At 59.2% G+C, this 17,345-nt stretch carries 19 protein-coding genes and 3 pseudogenes; 18 read left to right on the top strand and 4 right to left on the bottom strand.

Annotation, left to right across the window (positions count from 1 at the left end; genetic code table 11):
• Positions 1–15: 15 nt before the first annotated feature.
• The 11 genes from AB3X94_RS36080 to AB3X94_RS36030 all read left to right on the top strand — a co-directional run bounded on the left by AB3X94_RS36080 (position 16) and on the right by AB3X94_RS36030 (position 6,155).
• On the top strand, positions 16–1,104 hold the full coding sequence (locus AB3X94_RS36080) for an MBL fold metallo-hydrolase (protein WP_368613993.1): 1,089 nt from the start codon (positions 16–18) through the stop codon (positions 1,102–1,104).
• 286 nt (positions 1,105–1,390) lie between these two features.
• The gene (locus AB3X94_RS36075; RefSeq protein WP_368613992.1) at positions 1,391–1,777 is read left to right on the top strand and encodes a hypothetical protein; all 387 of its coding nucleotides are present in this window, start codon (positions 1,391–1,393) and stop codon (positions 1,775–1,777) included.
• A gap of 75 nt (positions 1,778–1,852) precedes the next feature.
• Positions 1,853–2,617, top strand: coding sequence for a hypothetical protein (locus AB3X94_RS36070; RefSeq protein WP_368613991.1), 765 nt, complete (start codon positions 1,853–1,855; stop codon positions 2,615–2,617).
• A 468-nt stretch (positions 2,618–3,085) separates the two neighbouring features.
• Positions 3,086–3,745 carry a tyrosine-type recombinase/integrase gene (locus AB3X94_RS36065; protein ID WP_368613990.1) on the top strand — a complete coding sequence of 220 codons (660 nt, stop codon included), beginning with the start codon at positions 3,086–3,088 and terminating at the stop codon, positions 3,743–3,745.
• Positions 3,745–3,969, top strand: coding sequence for a transcriptional regulator (locus AB3X94_RS36060; protein WP_368613989.1), 225 nt, complete (start codon positions 3,745–3,747; stop codon positions 3,967–3,969). The genes AB3X94_RS36065 and AB3X94_RS36060 overlap by 1 nt, the downstream gene beginning before the upstream one ends.
• A gap of 53 nt (positions 3,970–4,022) precedes the next feature.
• On the top strand, positions 4,023–4,460 hold the full coding sequence (locus tag AB3X94_RS36055) for a DUF29 domain-containing protein (RefSeq protein ID WP_368613988.1): 438 nt from the start codon (positions 4,023–4,025) through the stop codon (positions 4,458–4,460).
• A 15-nt stretch (positions 4,461–4,475) separates the two neighbouring features.
• Positions 4,476–4,721: a hypothetical protein gene (locus tag AB3X94_RS36050; RefSeq protein WP_368613987.1), complete on the top strand. Its 246-nt coding sequence runs from the start codon at positions 4,476–4,478 to the stop codon at positions 4,719–4,721.
• A 22-nt stretch (positions 4,722–4,743) separates the two neighbouring features.
• Entirely contained in the window at positions 4,744–4,989 is a 246-nt protein-coding gene (locus tag AB3X94_RS36045) for a hypothetical protein (protein WP_368613986.1), read from the top strand.
• A 75-nt stretch (positions 4,990–5,064) separates the two neighbouring features.
• Entirely contained in the window at positions 5,065–5,577 is a 513-nt protein-coding gene (locus tag AB3X94_RS36040) for a hypothetical protein (protein ID WP_368613985.1), read from the top strand.
• 12 nt (positions 5,578–5,589) lie between these two features.
• Positions 5,590–5,841, top strand: coding sequence for a hypothetical protein (locus AB3X94_RS36035; RefSeq protein ID WP_368613984.1), 252 nt, complete (start codon positions 5,590–5,592; stop codon positions 5,839–5,841).
• Between the two features lie 23 nt (positions 5,842–5,864).
• The gene (locus tag AB3X94_RS36030; RefSeq protein WP_368613983.1) at positions 5,865–6,155 is read left to right on the top strand and encodes a DUF2471 family protein; all 291 of its coding nucleotides are present in this window, start codon (positions 5,865–5,867) and stop codon (positions 6,153–6,155) included.
• Positions 6,156–6,205: 50 nt separating this feature from the next.
• Here AB3X94_RS36030 and AB3X94_RS36025 read toward each other — a convergent pair whose 3' ends face one another.
• On the bottom strand, positions 6,206–6,490 hold the full coding sequence (locus tag AB3X94_RS36025; protein ID WP_368613982.1) for a hypothetical protein: 285 nt from the start codon (positions 6,488–6,490) through the stop codon (positions 6,206–6,208).
• Between the two features lie 12 nt (positions 6,491–6,502).
• On the opposite strand from AB3X94_RS36025, the gene AB3X94_RS36020 reads away from it, so the two are divergent.
• Together AB3X94_RS36020 and AB3X94_RS36015 are read left to right on the top strand one after the other, a co-directional pair.
• Entirely contained in the window at positions 6,503–7,435 is a 933-nt protein-coding gene (locus tag AB3X94_RS36020) for an HNH endonuclease (protein WP_368613981.1), read from the top strand.
• A gap of 688 nt (positions 7,436–8,123) precedes the next feature.
• Positions 8,124–10,368, top strand: a pseudogene (locus AB3X94_RS36015) (filamentous hemagglutinin N-terminal domain-containing protein).
• 266 nt (positions 10,369–10,634) lie between these two features.
• On the opposite strand, the gene AB3X94_RS36010 reads toward AB3X94_RS36015, so the two are convergent.
• A complete protein-coding gene (locus AB3X94_RS36010; RefSeq protein WP_368613980.1) occupies positions 10,635–11,384 on the bottom strand; it encodes a glucose 1-dehydrogenase in 750 nt (249 codons plus the stop codon).
• Positions 11,385–11,464: 80 nt separating this feature from the next.
• Here AB3X94_RS36010 and AB3X94_RS36005 point away from each other — a divergent pair, with 80 nt between their 5' ends.
• Complete coding sequence (locus tag AB3X94_RS36005; protein WP_368613979.1) at positions 11,465–12,046, top strand: TetR/AcrR family transcriptional regulator; 582 nt, start codon at positions 11,465–11,467, stop codon at positions 12,044–12,046.
• A gap of 448 nt (positions 12,047–12,494) precedes the next feature.
• On the opposite strand, the gene AB3X94_RS36000 is transcribed toward AB3X94_RS36005, so the two are convergent.
• A complete protein-coding gene (locus AB3X94_RS36000; protein WP_368612450.1) occupies positions 12,495–13,508 on the bottom strand; it encodes a hypothetical protein in 1,014 nt (337 codons plus the stop codon).
• Between the two features lie 336 nt (positions 13,509–13,844).
• Here AB3X94_RS36000 and AB3X94_RS35995 point away from each other — a divergent pair, with 336 nt between their 5' ends.
• The 4 genes and pseudogenes from AB3X94_RS35995 to AB3X94_RS35980 form a co-directional block, all read left to right on the top strand.
• Positions 13,845–14,090 (top strand): hypothetical protein, encoded by a 246-nt coding sequence (locus AB3X94_RS35995; protein ID WP_368613978.1) that lies wholly within the window; start codon positions 13,845–13,847, stop codon positions 14,088–14,090.
• A 43-nt stretch (positions 14,091–14,133) separates the two neighbouring features.
• Positions 14,134–16,158, top strand: a complete 2,025-nt coding sequence (locus AB3X94_RS35990) for a hypothetical protein (protein WP_368613977.1) — start codon at positions 14,134–14,136, stop codon at positions 16,156–16,158.
• A gap of 252 nt (positions 16,159–16,410) precedes the next feature.
• Positions 16,411–16,485 (top strand): pyrroloquinoline quinone precursor peptide PqqA, encoded by a 75-nt coding sequence (pqqA, locus tag AB3X94_RS35985; RefSeq protein WP_113062024.1) that lies wholly within the window; start codon positions 16,411–16,413, stop codon positions 16,483–16,485.
• Between the two features lie 61 nt (positions 16,486–16,546).
• Positions 16,547–17,054 (top strand): annotated as a pseudogene (locus tag AB3X94_RS35980) (IS6 family transposase); the annotation flags it as partial.
• Between the two features lie 165 nt (positions 17,055–17,219).
• Here the strand turns inward: AB3X94_RS35980 and AB3X94_RS35975 are convergent.
• Positions 17,220–17,345, bottom strand: a pseudogene (locus tag AB3X94_RS35975) (IS5/IS1182 family transposase); the annotation flags it as partial.

Genomic DNA, 17,345 nt, shown 5'->3' with positions numbered 1-17,345 from the left:
AATCGGTCCGATTCCATGAGTGACGAGACTCTCATTCCTCCTCGAGACGACAAGCCCGTTCTTCACTACCCTTGTGGCGAAGCGCCCGCAGCCGGGACGGTCAGCGAAATTGCGCCGGGCGTGCTGTGGTTGCGCATGCCGATGCCGCTCGCGCTCGACCACATCAATCTATGGGCATTGCGTGACGGCAACGGATGGGCAGTCGTCGATACCGGCCTGAAAACCAGCGACACGACAGAGGCTTGGCACAAACTATTTGCCGACGGCGGTGCTTTGGCGCAAGGCAGATTGACGCGCGTCTTCGCCACGCACATGCACCCGGACCATATCGGCATGGCAGGGTGGCTCACGCGGAAATTCGACTGCCGGCTTTGGATGACCCGCATGGAATATCTGATGTGCCGGGTCTTGGCCGCCGATACCGGACAAGCCGCACCGGACGACGGCGTGCGCTTCTACCGGCAGGCGGGCTGGGACGACGACGCGATCGAGCTCTACAGGATGCGCTTCGGCGGCTTTGGCAAGTTCGTGCACGCGTTTCCGGATAGCTTCCGTCGGCTTAGCGACGGCGAGACCCTGAACATTGGTGAGCATTCCTGGCGTGTTGTAATTGGCAATGGGCACTCGCCGGAACATGCATGCTTCTACTGCGCCGAATCGAAACTATTGATCTCCGGCGACCAGGTATTGCCGCAGATCTCATCCAATGTCTCGGTCTTCCCGACCGAACCGGACGCCAACCCGATGGAGGACTGGTTAGCATCCCTCGACAAACTGCAGCAAATGATCCCCGATGACGTGCTCGTGCTGCCCGCACACAACGAGCCGTTCAGGGGACTTCACGAGCGCCTGGACTATTTGAGACGAAGCCACCATGCGACGCTCGACCGGCTAAGGCAGGCTCTGGTTCAGCCAAAGCGCGCAGTGGATGTATTCCCGCAGCTTTTCTCACGTTCAATCAGCTCGGCGGAGCCTGGCTTGCTCGGCATGGCCACCGGCGAGAGCATCGCACACCTGAACTACCTGTTGCACCGCGGCGAAGCGGAGATGGAACTTCGGTCCGACGGTTGCGCATGGTATCGCCTGAGCCGCTCGATCCATTGACGTGAGCGTCCGAAGATGGCTAAGGCGACCGTTCAGAAGATCGATTGACAACAGGCGGAAGCGGCACAATGACACCTGTATTGCCGGCGGATGTCGGTCGGTGTCCCGTCGACGACTGTCATTCCGCTCGTAACATGCGGAATGAAATGGACAGACGGCAAGAAAACTGTCCATCTAGGCGAAAATCTAATGGACGCGACTTGATCTGTCGAACCATTGATTGTTGGGCCTCAAGCCTGTCCATTTTCACAATAGAACGGCAGCTTCGTGATTTTGGCGCCGAGCAGTGGAATCGCTACCGGCATCCGGTCGCTTGTCCACCTATGCGCAAACGACTGCTGGCGAACGCGTGGTGTATTTCGAACAAAGCGACCACCTCGACGTCGATGCCGAAAGAGCCTGTGAGTTCGTAACCTGTTCGTTTGACTACGACTGGTATGCGCGCGTGCAGGCCCATGCAGGGATCGAATCGGCGCGTTTCTGGCTCAACGAAACGATCCTGACACTGCCTGCCGGGAAGTCCCAGCGATATCAGGAGATGGCAGTGCGCGGGCAGTATTTCGCGCGCCTCGCCGAGCGTCTGAACTTCACGCCGGCGGAAATGGATCAGTACCTGATCAGCAATGCGGTCAAGGAAGTGCAGCAGCTCGATCTCTTCTCGATGGCCGCGTGAGCGGTCTCATCTCATTCACCCTTGCGGGGCATCCCCTCGCAAGGGGCTGCTCCGCGCATCCATCTGGAGTAGCTTATGTACTTTCAAGCAGCTGAACCCGGCATGCCGGTTCGCCAGCGCAACGCTCATGTGGACGAAGGCCTGCTCGTCCGTGTCGGTATACCGCACAGCGGCGGCCGACTCGCATACCACGCGTTCAATGAAGGCTACGCGGGGATGGTGTCCGCTTCGGCCTTCTGGAATCCGAGAACCGGTCGCTTCCGCATTCCTGAAGCGACGGACCTCTCGGAGCTCGATTTCGCGCTGGATAGCGCGGGATTTACCGCCATGCGGCTCTTTCAACTGAAAGGCCGGCAGCGCGGCATCGCTGGCGTCTATCCGTGGACGATGGAGCAATTCGTAGAACTCGCCTCGTTTTCCGGGGCGACGTGGGTCTCTCAGCCCGATTTATGCTGTGAGCCGGAGATCGCTGCGGACCAGGCTGCGATCGACTATCGCATCAACGCGACGGCGACGCTTCTGGAGGGAATGCTGCGTGTTGTGTATGCCTGGCAGGATGAACTGTCGAAGACGATGAGCGCCCGCGAAGTCCAGAATGCAGTCCGCGTTCCGGTACCGGTCGCGCAGGGTCGGTCCATTGATGACTACAGGCGCAGCATCGACCTTATGATGAAGGTCTGGGAGCGATGGATGCCCTGGATCGCGCCCCCCGTTCTGATCGGCCTTGGCTCGGTCTGTCGACGGCACCTGACCGATCCACGGCATGGGCTGTTTGCCATTCTGGAGGGACTGGAGGGGGATCTTCCAGCAGGGGTAGGTGTCCACCTGTTCGGCGTCTAGGGACCGGCGCTAGCTCGCGTCAAAATGTACCCGTGGGTGGCGAGCGTCGACTCGATGGCCGCCGACTATTCTGCGCGTGTGAAAGCGCGACAGGCTGGGATCTCAAACACGATTGCGCACCGCGCTGCAGAAGTGAATCGCTGGATGGAGGCCGCCTCACGGCGTGCTGCACCTGCAACCGGCGACCAGTTCCGTCTTGGCTTCAACCACTGAATGCAGCATCCGCTTTTATCGACCCGGCCCGCGCGTTCTCACGAACCGCGGGCTTTTTTCCGCCCCGGTCTTCTGCGGTTGAAGATGCACGATACGCCCGCTTAGCCGTAAGACAGGAAAGGTGAGCAAGCAGAAGCGGACGCAGTGCGCCGGTTTTTCCGAGGAAGTCACGGGGGCTCTGGCCCTGCGATTGCGGTTGCAGGCTTTCCGGCGCATACTGCCTCGTAATGCAACCAAATCGTTGACCATTACAGGATGGCGAAACCACCCGTTATTGAGCCTCATCAGCTTCGGCGCGCTGTGAAGGTAGCCCGTGTTACCGGCCAGAATTCCATTCGAGACGTGGCGCTGCTACTTGTCTTCTACGGTACTGGTATCACACCTAACGAGGCTGCGAAGCTCCTTGTGTCCGACTATTTGCAGGCAAGCGGCAAGGTCCGCGTCGAATCCACCGTGCGAGCGGAGATTGCCTTCAATGGGCGGACGCGACCGCTCGTGTGGGCGAGCACGAAGACGTGCGACGCGATAGACGACTATCTCGCATACCGGCGCGCGACGCGCCAGGCTGTCTCAACGCGTCCCGCCGCGTACAGGGGGCTCGACCCGAACAGCCCGTTGTTTCTCGCGGGAGACGGCGAGCCGTTTGCCTTTACGCGACGCGTCACGGGAACAGGTGCCATCAGCTACTCGTGCGAGACGTTGACCGAGATAATGCGGCGGCTTCACCAACAGGCCGGGATCGAGCACGGCAACGCGAGCGCGGCCCGTCGAACATTCGCAGTTCGCCTGCATCGCGACGGGCGATCACTGAAGCTCATTCAGCAATTGATTGGAGTTTCGAGCCTGTCTGCCGTTAAAAAGCTCATCGAGGGCGATCCCGTGCGCTTGGCGTCCATCGTTAGCGGGGTGATCTGATGGCAACGCGCGTCGCAACGATACAGTCGCAGCAGGAGTTCTTGCGTGATGCAATGCAGTCTCTTGGCCTTACTCGATCCGGTTTTGCGAAGCGCATCAGCGTGCCCGAGAAAACGCTGGATAAGTGGCTGGCACCCGTCAATACGAGCGATTACAGAAACATGCCGGACGTTGTGTGGGCATACGTCCGAGAAATTTTGATCTGGAACGCGAAAAAGGATTGATATACCCCCAATGGGGGCATATCATGGGCACATAGCTTTCGTGGAGTGCGTTCATGGGAACGAGATACGAACAGGACGTAGTTGCGTGGGCCAACGAGCAAGCGGCACTTCTGCGCGCCGGCAAGCTGAGCGCCATCGACGTTCAGCACATCGCAGAGGAGATTGAAGACGTGGGCAAGAGCGAACAGCGCGAGTTGGCGAGCCGTATGTCGGTCCTTTTGGCTCATCTGCTGAAGTGGAAGTTTCAGCCGTCACGCCGTAGCAAAAGCTGGGAGTTCACCATCCGCACGCAGCGCAAGGAAGTCGCGTACGTTCTGGATGAAGCGCCTAGCCTTCGCGGCAAGTTCAACGATGCGGCCTGGCTCGATATCGTCTGGTCGAAGGCGCGTAGCGCGGCGAGCAACGAAACGGGCCTTGATCTCGACGCGTTCCCCGAAGTGTTACCGTGGGCCGTCGATGACGCGCTCTCGCAAGAGTTCCTTCCCGAATAACGGAAAAAGAAAAGAATGAAGCGCACGGAAGATTTGAACGTCCCAGATGACAAGCAGAAGTCACTTCGTGACAGGGTTGACGCTCTGTATCCGAAGGCGATAGCTGCACTACCAAAGGACACCTCACCGAGCATCAGCTATTTTCGTGAGGGCGGTAGCTTGATCGCGACAGTCACTTTCTACTTCGCCAAGTCGAGCGATGACGCCGAGTTCAAGTACGAAGACGGTGTGTGGAAGCGAACGCGAGACTGGAACGACTGACCGGAAAACTTCCGGGTGCCATATGGACAGGGAACTGGTTAACGAAATCGAGCGACTCACGGTCAACGCTACGGCGAAGCGAGAAGATCTTCAGGCCTCTGGCCTTCGCAAAGCGAATCGCAGGAAACTGCTGACCACGGTTGCCGGGGTCTTGGCTTTGGTTTCGGCCGCCACTATCACGACAGCCCTCACGAACCTCCTTGGTAATGCGGTTTTTCAATTGATTGCGGCCCTTATAGCTGGTATATCCGGGACGATAAGCGGCTAAACAGGTCAGGGGCTCGTTTGATGCCTGGTGGCGGTTCGAAGAACCAGCAGCGTTGAGTAACCGGAAAGCTCTACTATGGATTGGATTCCCGCACTGTTAAAGCATTTGGCTATCGCACGATCTGGTGTGGTGGCAGCGTTTGTGACGACAGCAGTTTTCTTGTTTGTTCCGTTGTTCGCACCGAACTACCTTCCTAAGCTTTCTGAGAACTGGTCGGCCGCCTTGATAGGAGTGTTCCTGTTCAGCGGCTGTCTGCTATCAATATGGGGCTTAGAAGCGACCTCGGCCGCAGCAAAAAGGATCATGGCATCGGCTAAGGCTTCACGTGGCCTGAAGGCTAGTCTCGACGACATCGAGGCATCGTTGATCTACGCCCTTGGCTGCAATCCTGCAGAGCCGATTAATCTTGACACGATTGATTATGCGTCAGGGTCGACGACTCGCCTTGAACTGATGGAAGTAGTTAGCGGGTTGAGTGACAAGGGTTTGGTGGACGAAAACCCTTTTGCGAGGAATTTAGTGAGCTTAACGGCTAACGGGCGAAAGCGAGCACTGGAGCTTCATCGCATTCACGCCGCTAAAAAATAGGAAAACGGGAAGATGAGAACCGCCGTTTACATCGTTGCGTTCGTCGCAGCGCTTGCATATGGCTGCAACCAGCAGCAAACGTCCAACGACGACAAAGAGTCGCAGCTGGCGGCCGCTCGCGCCGCGAACGACCAGATTCAGTTGGCGATAGCAGAGAGCAAATGCGGCGGCTCAGAAGGGCCGCAACGCCTGTGTACGCACCTGAAGCAGGCTCAAGCGGAAATTGACAACACGATATATCGTATAAACGGTGGTCACGAATAACGAAGCGGAAAACGGAGAGGGTGATGGACGTGTTGTTTGCCGCGCATGCGGCTGTCACAGATGCGGTGTCGGCAGTTGTCCTGCGTCATCGGTCTGCGGGTGTTCTGACGTGGGCGTTGCTTCATCGGATCGAGGCGGAAGTTCTCGCAGAGGTGGCAGCAACGGGCAAACATAGCGCCCGGATTCTCGACATGCTGCGTGCGCCCACTGCGCTTGACTATCCGAAGGACGACCGGCCTGTATCGTTCCAAGGACATGAATTTGTGCCCCCTGTTTTTGGTGCGATTGATGACGCATGGCGTCGTGTGAACTGACACAGGAAAACTATGAAAAACAAAGCAGCGCCCATCGTGGAGACCGTCCTTCATCTGGCGCTTATCGTCGGCCTGGCCGCGCTGGTGTGGACGTGATTCCCGCCGCGAATTCGCGCGCTCTTTAGCATGACTCCCGCGGCTTTGATTAACCCGGGGCAGGTAGTAAACGCGGTCTTTTTCTGGATCATGTCGTTGCTCATGCTGTGGCAGATTTCGAACATGTCCGCTTCCATTGCCGCATGGGTATTTCGTAACGCGAGCAAGCCGGATTCGGCGGCATAAACGAAGGAAAATTCGCCGTCAAGCGCGGCACTGGAAAACAGGTTTCTCGTCAACAGGAGGCGAGGATGTCAAAAAAGCAGGCGCGGTCGGCCGCATCGTACGAAAATGAGGAAATGGCGCTCGCGCTAGTACCGGCGGTGCTGGTTGCCTGTGGATTCACTTCCGTGTCAGTTCGAAGGCGTGGCCAAGTAAAGCTGATTGACGCGATCACTGCCACCGGTCAAGCACTGTGCTTTTGGCTTAAGCAAGGGTGGACCGGCGAGCAAAGATTCTGCGCGGTCCAGTTCGGTCTGTTTGGAGGGGAGGACGACAAGGACATTCCCGATGAGCGTTTCTTGCAATTTGTAGATACCCGCGTCACCCGTGTAAAGGGTTTGGGTGCTACACACGCGCTCTTTATCCATATGGCAGACGAGCTGATACAAAACTGGGTCGCTCTAAAGATCGATGATGTTTCTGTTGCCTATCATCGGCAAATGGCGGGATGGCCGCAGCGCGCCCGCAACACGAAGTCGGCGACGCTTTGGTTCGAGGACGAGCGTACCGTTGAGGGGGCCGACTGCGTGCAAACAGTAATTGAAGTCGAGATCAGTCTCGCCGCACTCGCTGCGGGACCGAATACCTCAGGTGATCAAGCAGAAGGGGACGCCGCCGATGCCGGTCCGGCGTCTAAGAAGGTTACGACCGAAGTGGAGCGCCGGATACGGCAAGCCGCGTTCAGGCAAAGACTCGGAAGCTACTACGGCTGGCGATGCGCGGTGTCCGGGACCACGATCAAAGCCGCACTCGAAGCAGCACACTTGCCCGGAAAGAACTGGCGATTCGACAACCGGACTAGCGATGGAATCTTACTGCGTGCCGATTTGCACCGGATGCTTGACGCCGGTATCGCCCGTATCGACAGCGGCCGATTTATCCTAGAGGCGACGGCGCGGGTCGGCGACTATGCTCGGTTGCACGAGTCGCCGATAGACCTGGTCGCGACCGCTGATAAATAGCACGGAAAAATTGGAGAACAGCCCGGATGACTCTTACCGATGCAGCGATGGTGGCCGTGCAGATTCGTCGGGATAGCTCAGGTCTAGAAATGCTGTCCGGTAGGGCATGCCACGCTCCGCTCGAAGGTTGCGCCGGTCGGGATGATCCGGCACAACCCAGCCTACGGAGCAGCGCGCAAAGTCAAGGCGCCGCAGAAGCACACAGCCATTCGCCGAACTGTTCAAAGATGCGACAGGCAGCAGCCGCGTCGAGGCGGAGCCGGACATGTCCGGCTGGCTTCGGCCATCAAGCGTCATTCGCCCCTCCCGTTAGACGGACGTTCAGACGTCGGCTCCGCATTGCTAACGGTCCTTGGCCTTTGGACACGGACGCCGCTGTTATCTATCGCTCTCGGCTGTCCACAGGTCCTGTCAAGGGCGACTGCGAAGACTCAGTCGCGTCATGTAGCGGTTTCACATTGATTTCGTAGACGCATTCGGAGATGCCGCCACACAACAAGCGGCCCCGACTACACAGACAACAGACAACAAGGCGCAAAACGCAGAGATATCGGCATGCATGCGCGAGGCCAGGAGCTATTCTTCAGACGCTGCGACCACCGTATTCGCGCTCGACTCTGCGTGTCGTCGGCAGCCATTTCACGTGGACGCGGGAGAGGGTATGTCACGACCGAACCTACCTCGGAATATGCGACACGCACAGCGTCGGCAACATTCAAACGCAGGCTCCCTGCTGGCCATCGGCATTTCGCTGACTGGACTGTCCCTGACACCCGTCGCGCTCGCGGCGGGGCCCCTTCCACAAGGCGGCCGTTACATCGCCGGCGCGGGCACGATAGCCGGCCAGGGCAACAATCTTGTGATCACGCAACCGGGCTCGACGCGCGGCGTGATCGAATGGAATCGCTTCTCTATTGGCCAGGGCAACACGGTCATCTTCAACAACGGCGACGGCGCGACGCTGAACCGCGTGACAGGCGGCACGCCGTCGATGCTGCTGCTCGGCAAGCTAAACGCGACGGGCAGCGTCTACCTGATCAATCCGCAAGGCGTGCTGATCGGGCCGCAAGGTGTCGTCACCACGGGCGGCCGCTTCGTCGCCTCCACGCTCGACACTGACAACGCGTCGTTCATGAACGGCTGCGCGCTGACGTTTTCCGGCCAGTCGGATCATCGCGTGGTCAATCTCGGCAATATCGACTCGACGAACGGTGACGTACTGCTGATAGCCGCGAAGGAAGTGGACAACTACGGCAACGTCAGCGCGCCGAATGGCACGGCCGAAATCGGTGTCGGTAACACGGTGCTGTTGCAGGACTCCTCCAGCTCGCAGCAGATGTTCGTGCAGACAGCGAGCAGCGGCGCGATCGTCAACACTGGCGCGGTCGAAGCGGCGCAGGTCAGCCTGCAAGCCGTTGACGGCAACATCTATGCCCTCGCTGGCAACGCCGACGTCCTGCGTGCGACCGGCACCGCCGTGCGCAACGGGCATGTGTGGCTCGTCACGGGACCCGGTGGACAGGTGATTCTCGCCGGCAACATCGCCGCCAAGAACGTGGACGGCAAAGGCGGTACGGTCGATATAGACACGGGGCTCTTCACGTTCTGGGGAGACTTCGCGAAGGTCGTCGCGGGTCAATGGAACGTCACGCTGCCCACCTATACGTTCGATAACGGCGCGGCGCGCTCATTCGCGCGCAGCATGAACGACGGTACGTCGATCTCAATGACGACCACCGGTGCGCCAGGCCGGAGCGGCGACATCAACGCGGATCAAAGCATTCAGTGGACGGGCGGCGCATCACTCGCGCTGAACGCGGCGCATAGCGTATCGGTCGGCCGGGGCGTCACCTTCAGCAACCAGGGCGGCGGCGCGCTGACGCTTCGCGCGGACGCGGCCGGCGTGAACAACGGCGGCAGCGTCACGAATAATGGCACGATCGACTGGTCGCAAAGCACTGGCGCGGTGAGCGCGTTCTATGACATGACCGGCAGCTTCACGCCAGGCACCATGCTCGCGAACGGTGCGTGGGCCGCGCCACAATATAGCGGGCTGCTCTCGCAGACCACCGGCTACAAGGTCGTTAATACGGCGCAGGATCTGCAGAATATCGAGAACGATATGAGCGGCAACTATGCGCTGGGCCGCGACATTGACGCGGACGGCTACGCGTTCAAGACGCTTGGATTCGCCAGCAAGCTGTCGTTCACCGGTCAATTTGACGGCATGTGGCACAGCGTGTCCAACATCAGGCCCGACACGGACGCTGTGTTTAGCGATATTGCCGCGAACGGCGCGGTCAGGGACGTGAACGTCCTGAACGCACAGTCGGGCACCTATGCGCCGTCTTACAGGTCCGACGGCATTCTCGCCATGAGCAATCACGGCCTGATCATCAATACGTTCACCTCGGGTTACATCGCGCCGGCAACCAATGCCGCCGGCGCGACGCTTGGTGGTCTCGTCGGCACCAACTATGGAACGATCGCGCGCTCCGGCAGCAGCGCCAAGGTCACGGCCGACTCCGGCGGCGGCGGCCTCGTCTATAGCAATCTAGGCACGATCACCCAGTCCTACGCGACCGGCAACGTTGCGGCTAACGAGTCACGCGGCTCGTCCGGTGGCCTCGTCAACAACAACACCGGAACCATCACGGAGTCGTTCGCGACAGGCAACGTCTCCGCGTTCAACCTTGTGACGGTGGGCGGCGTCTGCAGCATACTGCACAGGACTCGGCAGCGACGTCTACTGGAATACCGAAACGACTGGACAAGCAAAAAGCGGCGGCAATCTGTCGGCTTCGAACGGCTTGACCACCGCGCAGATGAGCGATCCGAGGAGTTTCGTCGGCTGGAACTTCGGCAGCGATGGCGCATGGGTGATGCCGGCGGGCGCGACACATCCGGTGCTGCGCTGGCAGGTCGAGCACTGAAGTAGGCGGATACCGGCGCCTATTTTGCAGTCGTCCGCGGTGAGTTCGGTCGCGGTCTTGTGTGTTCACGGCGCCTTGGTTGAAGAGGCCCACGGAATACTCCGTGCGATACGGTGGTTCGTTTTGACTAGTACCAGAACGGCCAGGAGCTGACCATCGTCATCCTGACGCGAGCGTCCGCAGGACGCAGACAAGCGGACCGTCGTTCAGCCGCTGCACAAATCGGCCGTATGTCCGGCGAGAGCGACGGAATGGTGCTTGGGGGCTCAAACCGCGAGTGACCCACCGTCCACGAAGAGTTCGACGCCCGCGATGTAGGTGCTTTCGTTTGATGCCAGAAAAAGAACAGCACGCGCGATCTCATCCGGTTGCCCCAGGCGTCCCATTGGCACCAGCTGCTTCAACACATCTTCGACTCCCGGACGTGCGTCGAGGTAGCTACGCATCGGGCGTGTCTCGGTTCCGCTCGGCGAGACCACGTTTACACGAATACCTCGCTCCTTCAGGTCGCTCGTCCAGCTTCGTGCGAACGAGCGCACTGCAGCTTTGCTCGCGTTGTAAAGCGACTGGCCCGGAAAGCCTTTGCTGCCCGCAACCGAGCCGTTAAGGACGACAACGCCACCTGACGACATCAGCGGCAAGGCTTTCTGCACGGTGAATAGCAGACCACGCACGTTCAGGCCGAAGAGACGGTCAAAGCTGTCCTCATCGATCATTCCCAGCGGTCGTGGCTCGCTTTCCGAGACGCCAGCGTTTGCAAAAACAACATCGAGCTTGCCGTAGTCGCGCTGGATGCGCTCATAGAGTCGGTCAAGGTCGGCGAGGTTACTGGCATCCCCCTGAACGCCAACGGCGCCGTTACCGATTTCCCCCACTGCTTCGTCAAGTCGATCCTGCCTCCGACCAGTGACGTAGACCCGCGCGCCTTCGTTCGCGAAGAGCCGGGCGGTTGCCAAGCCAATGCCTTCAGTGCCGCCGGTAATTGCCACAATCTTGTTTTCGAATCGCTTTGTCATATCTACCTCTGGTTAAGTGGAGTGTTGCTCCACTTAGTATATGGAGGCATCATCCACTTTTCAAGAGGAATCACGGCAAAATGAAGAGCAAGTTTTTCCCGACCGACGAAGCGCCGCTGCGTGCCGACGCAGCTCGCAACCGGGAACGCATCCTCGAAGCGGCTGACGAAGTGTTTCTCGAACGTGGCGCTGAGGCTTCGCTCGACGATATAGCCAAGCGTGCCAAGGTGGGCATCGGCACGCTCTATCGTCGCTTCCCGACGCGCGATGCGCTCCTCGCGGCGACGAGTGATGAGCGCCTCCTGTCGCTCGCCGAGGCGAGCCGTGCACGGGATGACAAGCTCGAGCCGAGCGCTTCCATACGTGCATTCGTCAAGGAACTCGTGAACCACGCGAGTCACTATCGCGGGCTAGCGGCGTTGCTGGGAACGGTACTCCAGGAAGATACGCCTGGCTGTCACGCGGGACGTGAAGAGGGACGCCGACTGCTCCAACGTGCCCAGAAGTCGGGGGCTGTTCGCAAGGACGTCTCTTTCGACGATCTGGTTTGTATGGTCACGGCGATTTCTCTTGCCATCGAGCAAGGCGGCTCGTCGAAATCGCGCGTTGCCCACCTGGTGGACCTCTTCCTCGACGGCATAGGCAATACCCAAGTGGCGTGAGAGCATTAACTACTTCTGGATTTGAACACGCAGCATGGTCCGCGGTTGGCTCTCAAGCGGACATTGGCTAGAGAACGGTGAAGGGCCGCAGAGGGTGGGCTACGACCGGCCGCGTCAGGCAGGGATCGGCCATCTACGGACATTCGCACCCAAGCGCAGACGGCCACTCAAAAGTCCGATCCATTACATGAAGCGGTCTTTCGCGAACAGAGGTATTTTGCTCTGATTCGTTGATCGTCGACGGGAAATCCACATTGGCGCGAGCCCGGTGTTCCATCAGCCCGCATAGATGGCGTCATGGCTCTTTGATTGCGCGTGATCCATTGCCGACGAGGATCCCAAGATCGATGGGGACCCCGAACTTGTGCGCAGCAGATATCCATCATGAAAGCGGGCGTCGTGCCGCGGCGGGGTTTACACCCCGCGCCGATCTGGGACCGCCATGCGGCTATCGGCAGCGGCCGGAGGACTGGACCGCGATCCCTCCCTGGTCGGCGGGACCGGGGGTGGAATCCTCGATGACTTGAGACGGCGCCACATTGCCGGTCGCTCCCGGCGCGAACACGAGAATGCGCCTGTTCGGCTCGGCAACAAAGAGTCGCCCGTCGGAGGAGACGCTGATCTTGTTGGCGCCCGGAAAGCCAGGCCCAGTGATTCCTGTGGCTGGACCGCTGATCGTCCGCACCGGCGGCACATTGCCGCTCGCCCCGGCGGCGAAAACGCTCACCTGGATCTGCGTGTGGTCTGTGGTCGTGTTGTAGACGAACAATTCGTTCGTACGAGGATCGACAGCGATCGTCAGGTTGTTGGATGCTGCCCCACCTTCCCCACCCGCCAGCAGCCCGGTGTTGCTACCAGTGAGGCTGCGCAGAAGCGCCGGGGAGGTGAGGCTCCGGGCCGTGCCAAGCGTATCGATGATCGCCGCTCCCCGGTCGTCATAACCCGCAAGCAGCAGATTGTCCTCGTTATCGACGGCAAGGCTCACGTACACCCGGAGATTTGGAGATGGGTCAGAAATGACAATCGGCTGGAGCAGCAACCCAGTGCTGTTGACGGGAGCGACAAAGAGCGGGCCAGCCCCGGCGCGAATGCTCAAGATGAAGTCGTTGAGGTGGGAATCCACCGCGATGCTCACCAGATCATTCCCCGGCAACGTGAACGAGCGACTGGGCGCCGCATTGTCCTCGGCCTTCGGCGGAAAGATGGCGACGGTGCCGTTGGTGAGAAACTGCGCGACGTGAAAAAAGTCGTTCTTGCTGAAGGCGATCGCCCGAGCAGTGCCGAAGGTGGTGCGCGGCCCTTCCAGCACCTGGCAGGGCTTGGTCGCTCCGTTGGCGCGCAAGGAGTAACCGCGAATCTGATCATTCAGACCGATGAAGACGGCGTCGTCGGGGCAGGCGGCTTGCGCCAGCCGGACCCCGAACAGCGCACTGAAGATGGCGACATATAGCGCGAGTTTCATGATGATAGGCCCCCTCAGCAAGTTCCTCGGCTGGGTTTACGGAGGAGCGTTTCGTACTCCTTGAGCATAGACCAGCTCAGCGGGAGCTGAAAAATAAAGTTCCGCGAATTGGAACCGGTAGTTCTGGCGGGCGATGCGACGGAATGCCCATCGATATCGAACGGTAATCCAGGCGCATTCGGGCGTCTTGACTAACAGACTGCTGAAATACAGCCGCGCAGGAACGGCTTACCACCTGCGCGGCTGACGGCGCGATCTTTTCGCAGGTGCAATTTCATCGTGAATCCAGCGACGTGAGGCCAGTTTTGAGAGAAATGCGATTGGCCCCGCGAGGGCTTGCATGTGGGACGCAAGCGCGCGGCGCGCCTGATGCGCGTTGCCGGTCTGTGCGGCGTAAGGCGGCGGCGCTGGCCCACACCACGCGGCAGCACCCGGGTGCGCGGCGCGCGCCCGATTCGGTGCGCCAGCAATTCAGCGCGGAAGCCCCCACGTACGGTGGATGGCGGACGCCAACTATGTCCTGACTGGCGCAGGGTTGCTTACGAAATAAGTTTAATCAAACGCGAAGATTTTCGCGTCTAGCGAACTGCTGCATAACGTCCTTGGAAAGAAGGCAGGACCTGTCATGAAAAACGCGAAGCTCAATACTAACAACGAAGAATCCGGCGCAGTTTCGGCAAGGCATTTTTCGTTCCTATCCTATCTGTTCGCCGCCGTCTTTTTAGGTGCCTGGATGTCCGTCGCGTCCGGGCAGTCAGCTGGACAGCCTTTATCTCCAGAAGTCACCGACTTAGCTCCTGCCGCGACGGCATCTCCGATCAATACGTTGGCAGCCACGTCCGCGAACGTGTTGACCTATCATGGCGACACGAATCGTACTGGTTGGAATTCGAACGAGACGACCCTTACCCCTTCCAACGTCAGAGCCGGTTCGTTCGGCGTCTTGCATGCAATCAAGCTCGGCGACCCTGTGAACGACTGGGTTGACGCGCAGCCATTGGTTGTTTCAGCGTTGAGCGTAAGCGGGACAACGCAGGATGTCGTATACGTCGCCACCGAAGCCAACAACATTTACGCCTATTCGGCTTCCACGGGCAAGCTGCTCCTCCAACGGAACCTCGGGACTCCGGTACCGCGATCGAGGCTTCCCGGCGGCTGTGACAACAACGGCCCGACCGTGGGAATCAACTCCACGCCGGTGATCGATCTGGGCACCCAAACGCTATATGTGGTCTCGTACAAGCTGGTAAGCGACACGCTGACCTTTTGGCTCCACGCTCTTGACATCACCACCTTGGCTGATAAAGCGGGTTCTCCGACCTCGGTCTCGGCTTCGCATACCCTGACGGACGGCACGACCCACCATTTCGCCGCACAGTTCAGCCGGCAGCGTGCCGGTCTTCTTCTGGCGAACGGAAACGTCTACGCCGCTTTCGGCAGCTTCTGCGACATACGCGCCGATGAGTCGAGAGGCTGGGTGTTGGGATGGAAGGCGAGCACGCTGTCACCGCTGCCTGCGAATCAGTTGATGGACAAGCTGTCGACTTCACCCAACACATTTTTTCTGTCATCGATCTGGATGTCCGGGTATGGCATTGCCGCAGGTCCGTCGGGGGTGCTGTACGCTGTCACCGGGAACTCAGACCCGTCTGGTACGACCTACGCTCCTCCAAAGAACATCCAGGAAAGCGTGGTGAGGCTCTCTACCGACTTGACCACCTTGCAGGACTATTTCACCCCTTCAGGTACTAATGGTGTCGCATCGCTAGATGAAACGGACGACGATTTCGGTTCCGGTGGGGCCATGGTTATACCGGACATCCCCGGACAATCGGCTTCTACGCTCGTTGCCGGCGGAAAGCGCGGCCGTCTGTACCTCATCAACCGGGCCTCGATGGGTCACAACGACTCCGGCAGAGCGGTTTCCATCGCCGATTTCGGTTCCTGCTGGTGCGGCCCATCGTATTTTATGGGATCGGACGGCGTCCGCCGCGTTGTCAGCAGTGGCGGCAGAAGCATCAAACTATGGAAGGTTCCGGCAACGGCGACGCTGCAACTGGAAAAATCGTTTTCTAGCATCCAATCCGGCCAGGATGGTGGCTTTTTCACGACGGTTTCATCGAACGGCACAACATCCGGGTCCGCGATCATCTGGGCCGTCGGTCGCCCCACCTCCACTACTGCGCCGGCCAACGTGACCCTATACGCCTTCGACGCCTCAGGTGGCACAACACCGATCTTCTCGTCCGTCGCCGGCTCCTGGCCTCGCAACGGCGCCAACGCCAACATCGTGCCCACTGTCGCCAATGGCAAGGTCTTTGTGGCCAGCTTCGCAGCCCTGAACATCTTCGCTCCGGGCGGGACGCTCGCCCCCGTCGTAGTCCCGCCCCCGACTACTCCGCCGGGACCTCTGCCCAGCCAAATCTACGGAATTGTCACTTCGGTAGGCACGTTGCAAATCACCATCCAACCTCAGACCGGAGCCCCTGTGCTCGTTGACACTTCGGCTGCCGACCAGGCTCACCTGAGCGTTCCGCACGTGGTCGGAAAGGCCGTCCACGTTTTCGGCCCATTCAGCGGTGGAGCGTGGCACGCGGAAAGAATTCTTCGTGCCAAGGACGACCCTGAATCTTGGGTGCCCACGAACTGACGCATTTGCCGAAACCGATTGGCGCTAATGGAAGAACTGCAGCAATCGGTTTCAATCTGAACGAGGCAAGGAAGACAGACATTGCCGAAAAGGCTGATAGGTCATACATGAAATAACTGAGGGAGGTTGCCAAAACTTTGCCTGTGCCCACGATGAAGATGCCGGCTGCTGTCGAGACCGGGCACGAAATTTCGCCGGGCCGCCGGCGCAACGCTGTTCCAACCGCTGTTTCAACCGAAGGAGAAAGCACGTATGCAATGGACGACTCCGAGCTACACCGACGTACGCCTCGGTTTTGAAATCGTAATGTATGTCGCTACGCGTTAAGCCCGCAACCGGGCCGCACGCCGCGGCCCTCTTGCGGTTTCGGTTTGTGTTTGACCTCTGCTTCGAAAAGACATTTCGCAAGCACAAGCGCCCGGTGGGCAGGAGTTGGCGCATGGATGAAAGTTATATCAAGGTCAAAGGCTCGTGAAAATATCTTTATCGCGCCGTGGACAAGGCGGGCAACACCATCGACTTTCTGTCTAGAGCCAAGCGGGACAGGACTGCTGCCCGGCGGTTTTTTGAAAAGGCAATCGGTCAGAACGGCTCGCCCGAGAAGGCGACCATCGACAAGAGCGGCTCCAATCTGGCAGCGCTTCATGCGGTGAATGCCGAGCGCGAGACGCCCATCAAGATTCGTCAAGTCAAGTAATTGAACAACGTGTTCGAACAGGACCATCGGGGCCATCAAACGCATCACTCGGCCGATGCAGGGGTTCAAGGACTTTGACTGCGCTCGCGTTATTCTCAATGGCATTGAGACCATGCACATGATCAAGAAAGGGCAGATGAAATGCCGGGGTACAATCCCGCTGCCCGCTGCACAGCAGTTCTACTCGCTCGTTTCATAAGGTGTTCTTTGGATATCGCATTTTCTCGTCGCTCCCGTCTTACTGCGACACAACCCTCTTGGCTGCTCATCCATCTGCCTACCATTTCAGCCACAGGCTTCGCCACGGCATAGATCGCAATCGCGATGAGCGGCACGGTCCACCGCGAAGACCTTAGGTAGCTCCTTAGAGGCGATAACAAAATGAGTTCTTCAGCTTTCGCCAGCAGATGATGCAGCAGGCAATTTTCATGAAGGCTTCATGGATGAATGCAAGCCGTTCGAAGCGGATGCGCAGTCGTCGAAAGTTATG

The sequence above is a fragment of the Paraburkholderia sp. BR10923 genome (assembly GCF_040948765.1).
Taxonomy (GTDB): Bacteria; Pseudomonadota; Gammaproteobacteria; order Burkholderiales; family Burkholderiaceae; genus Paraburkholderia; species Paraburkholderia youngii.
Note: the sequence above shows the minus strand (reverse complement) of the source record. Positions and strands in the feature narration are given on the sequence as shown.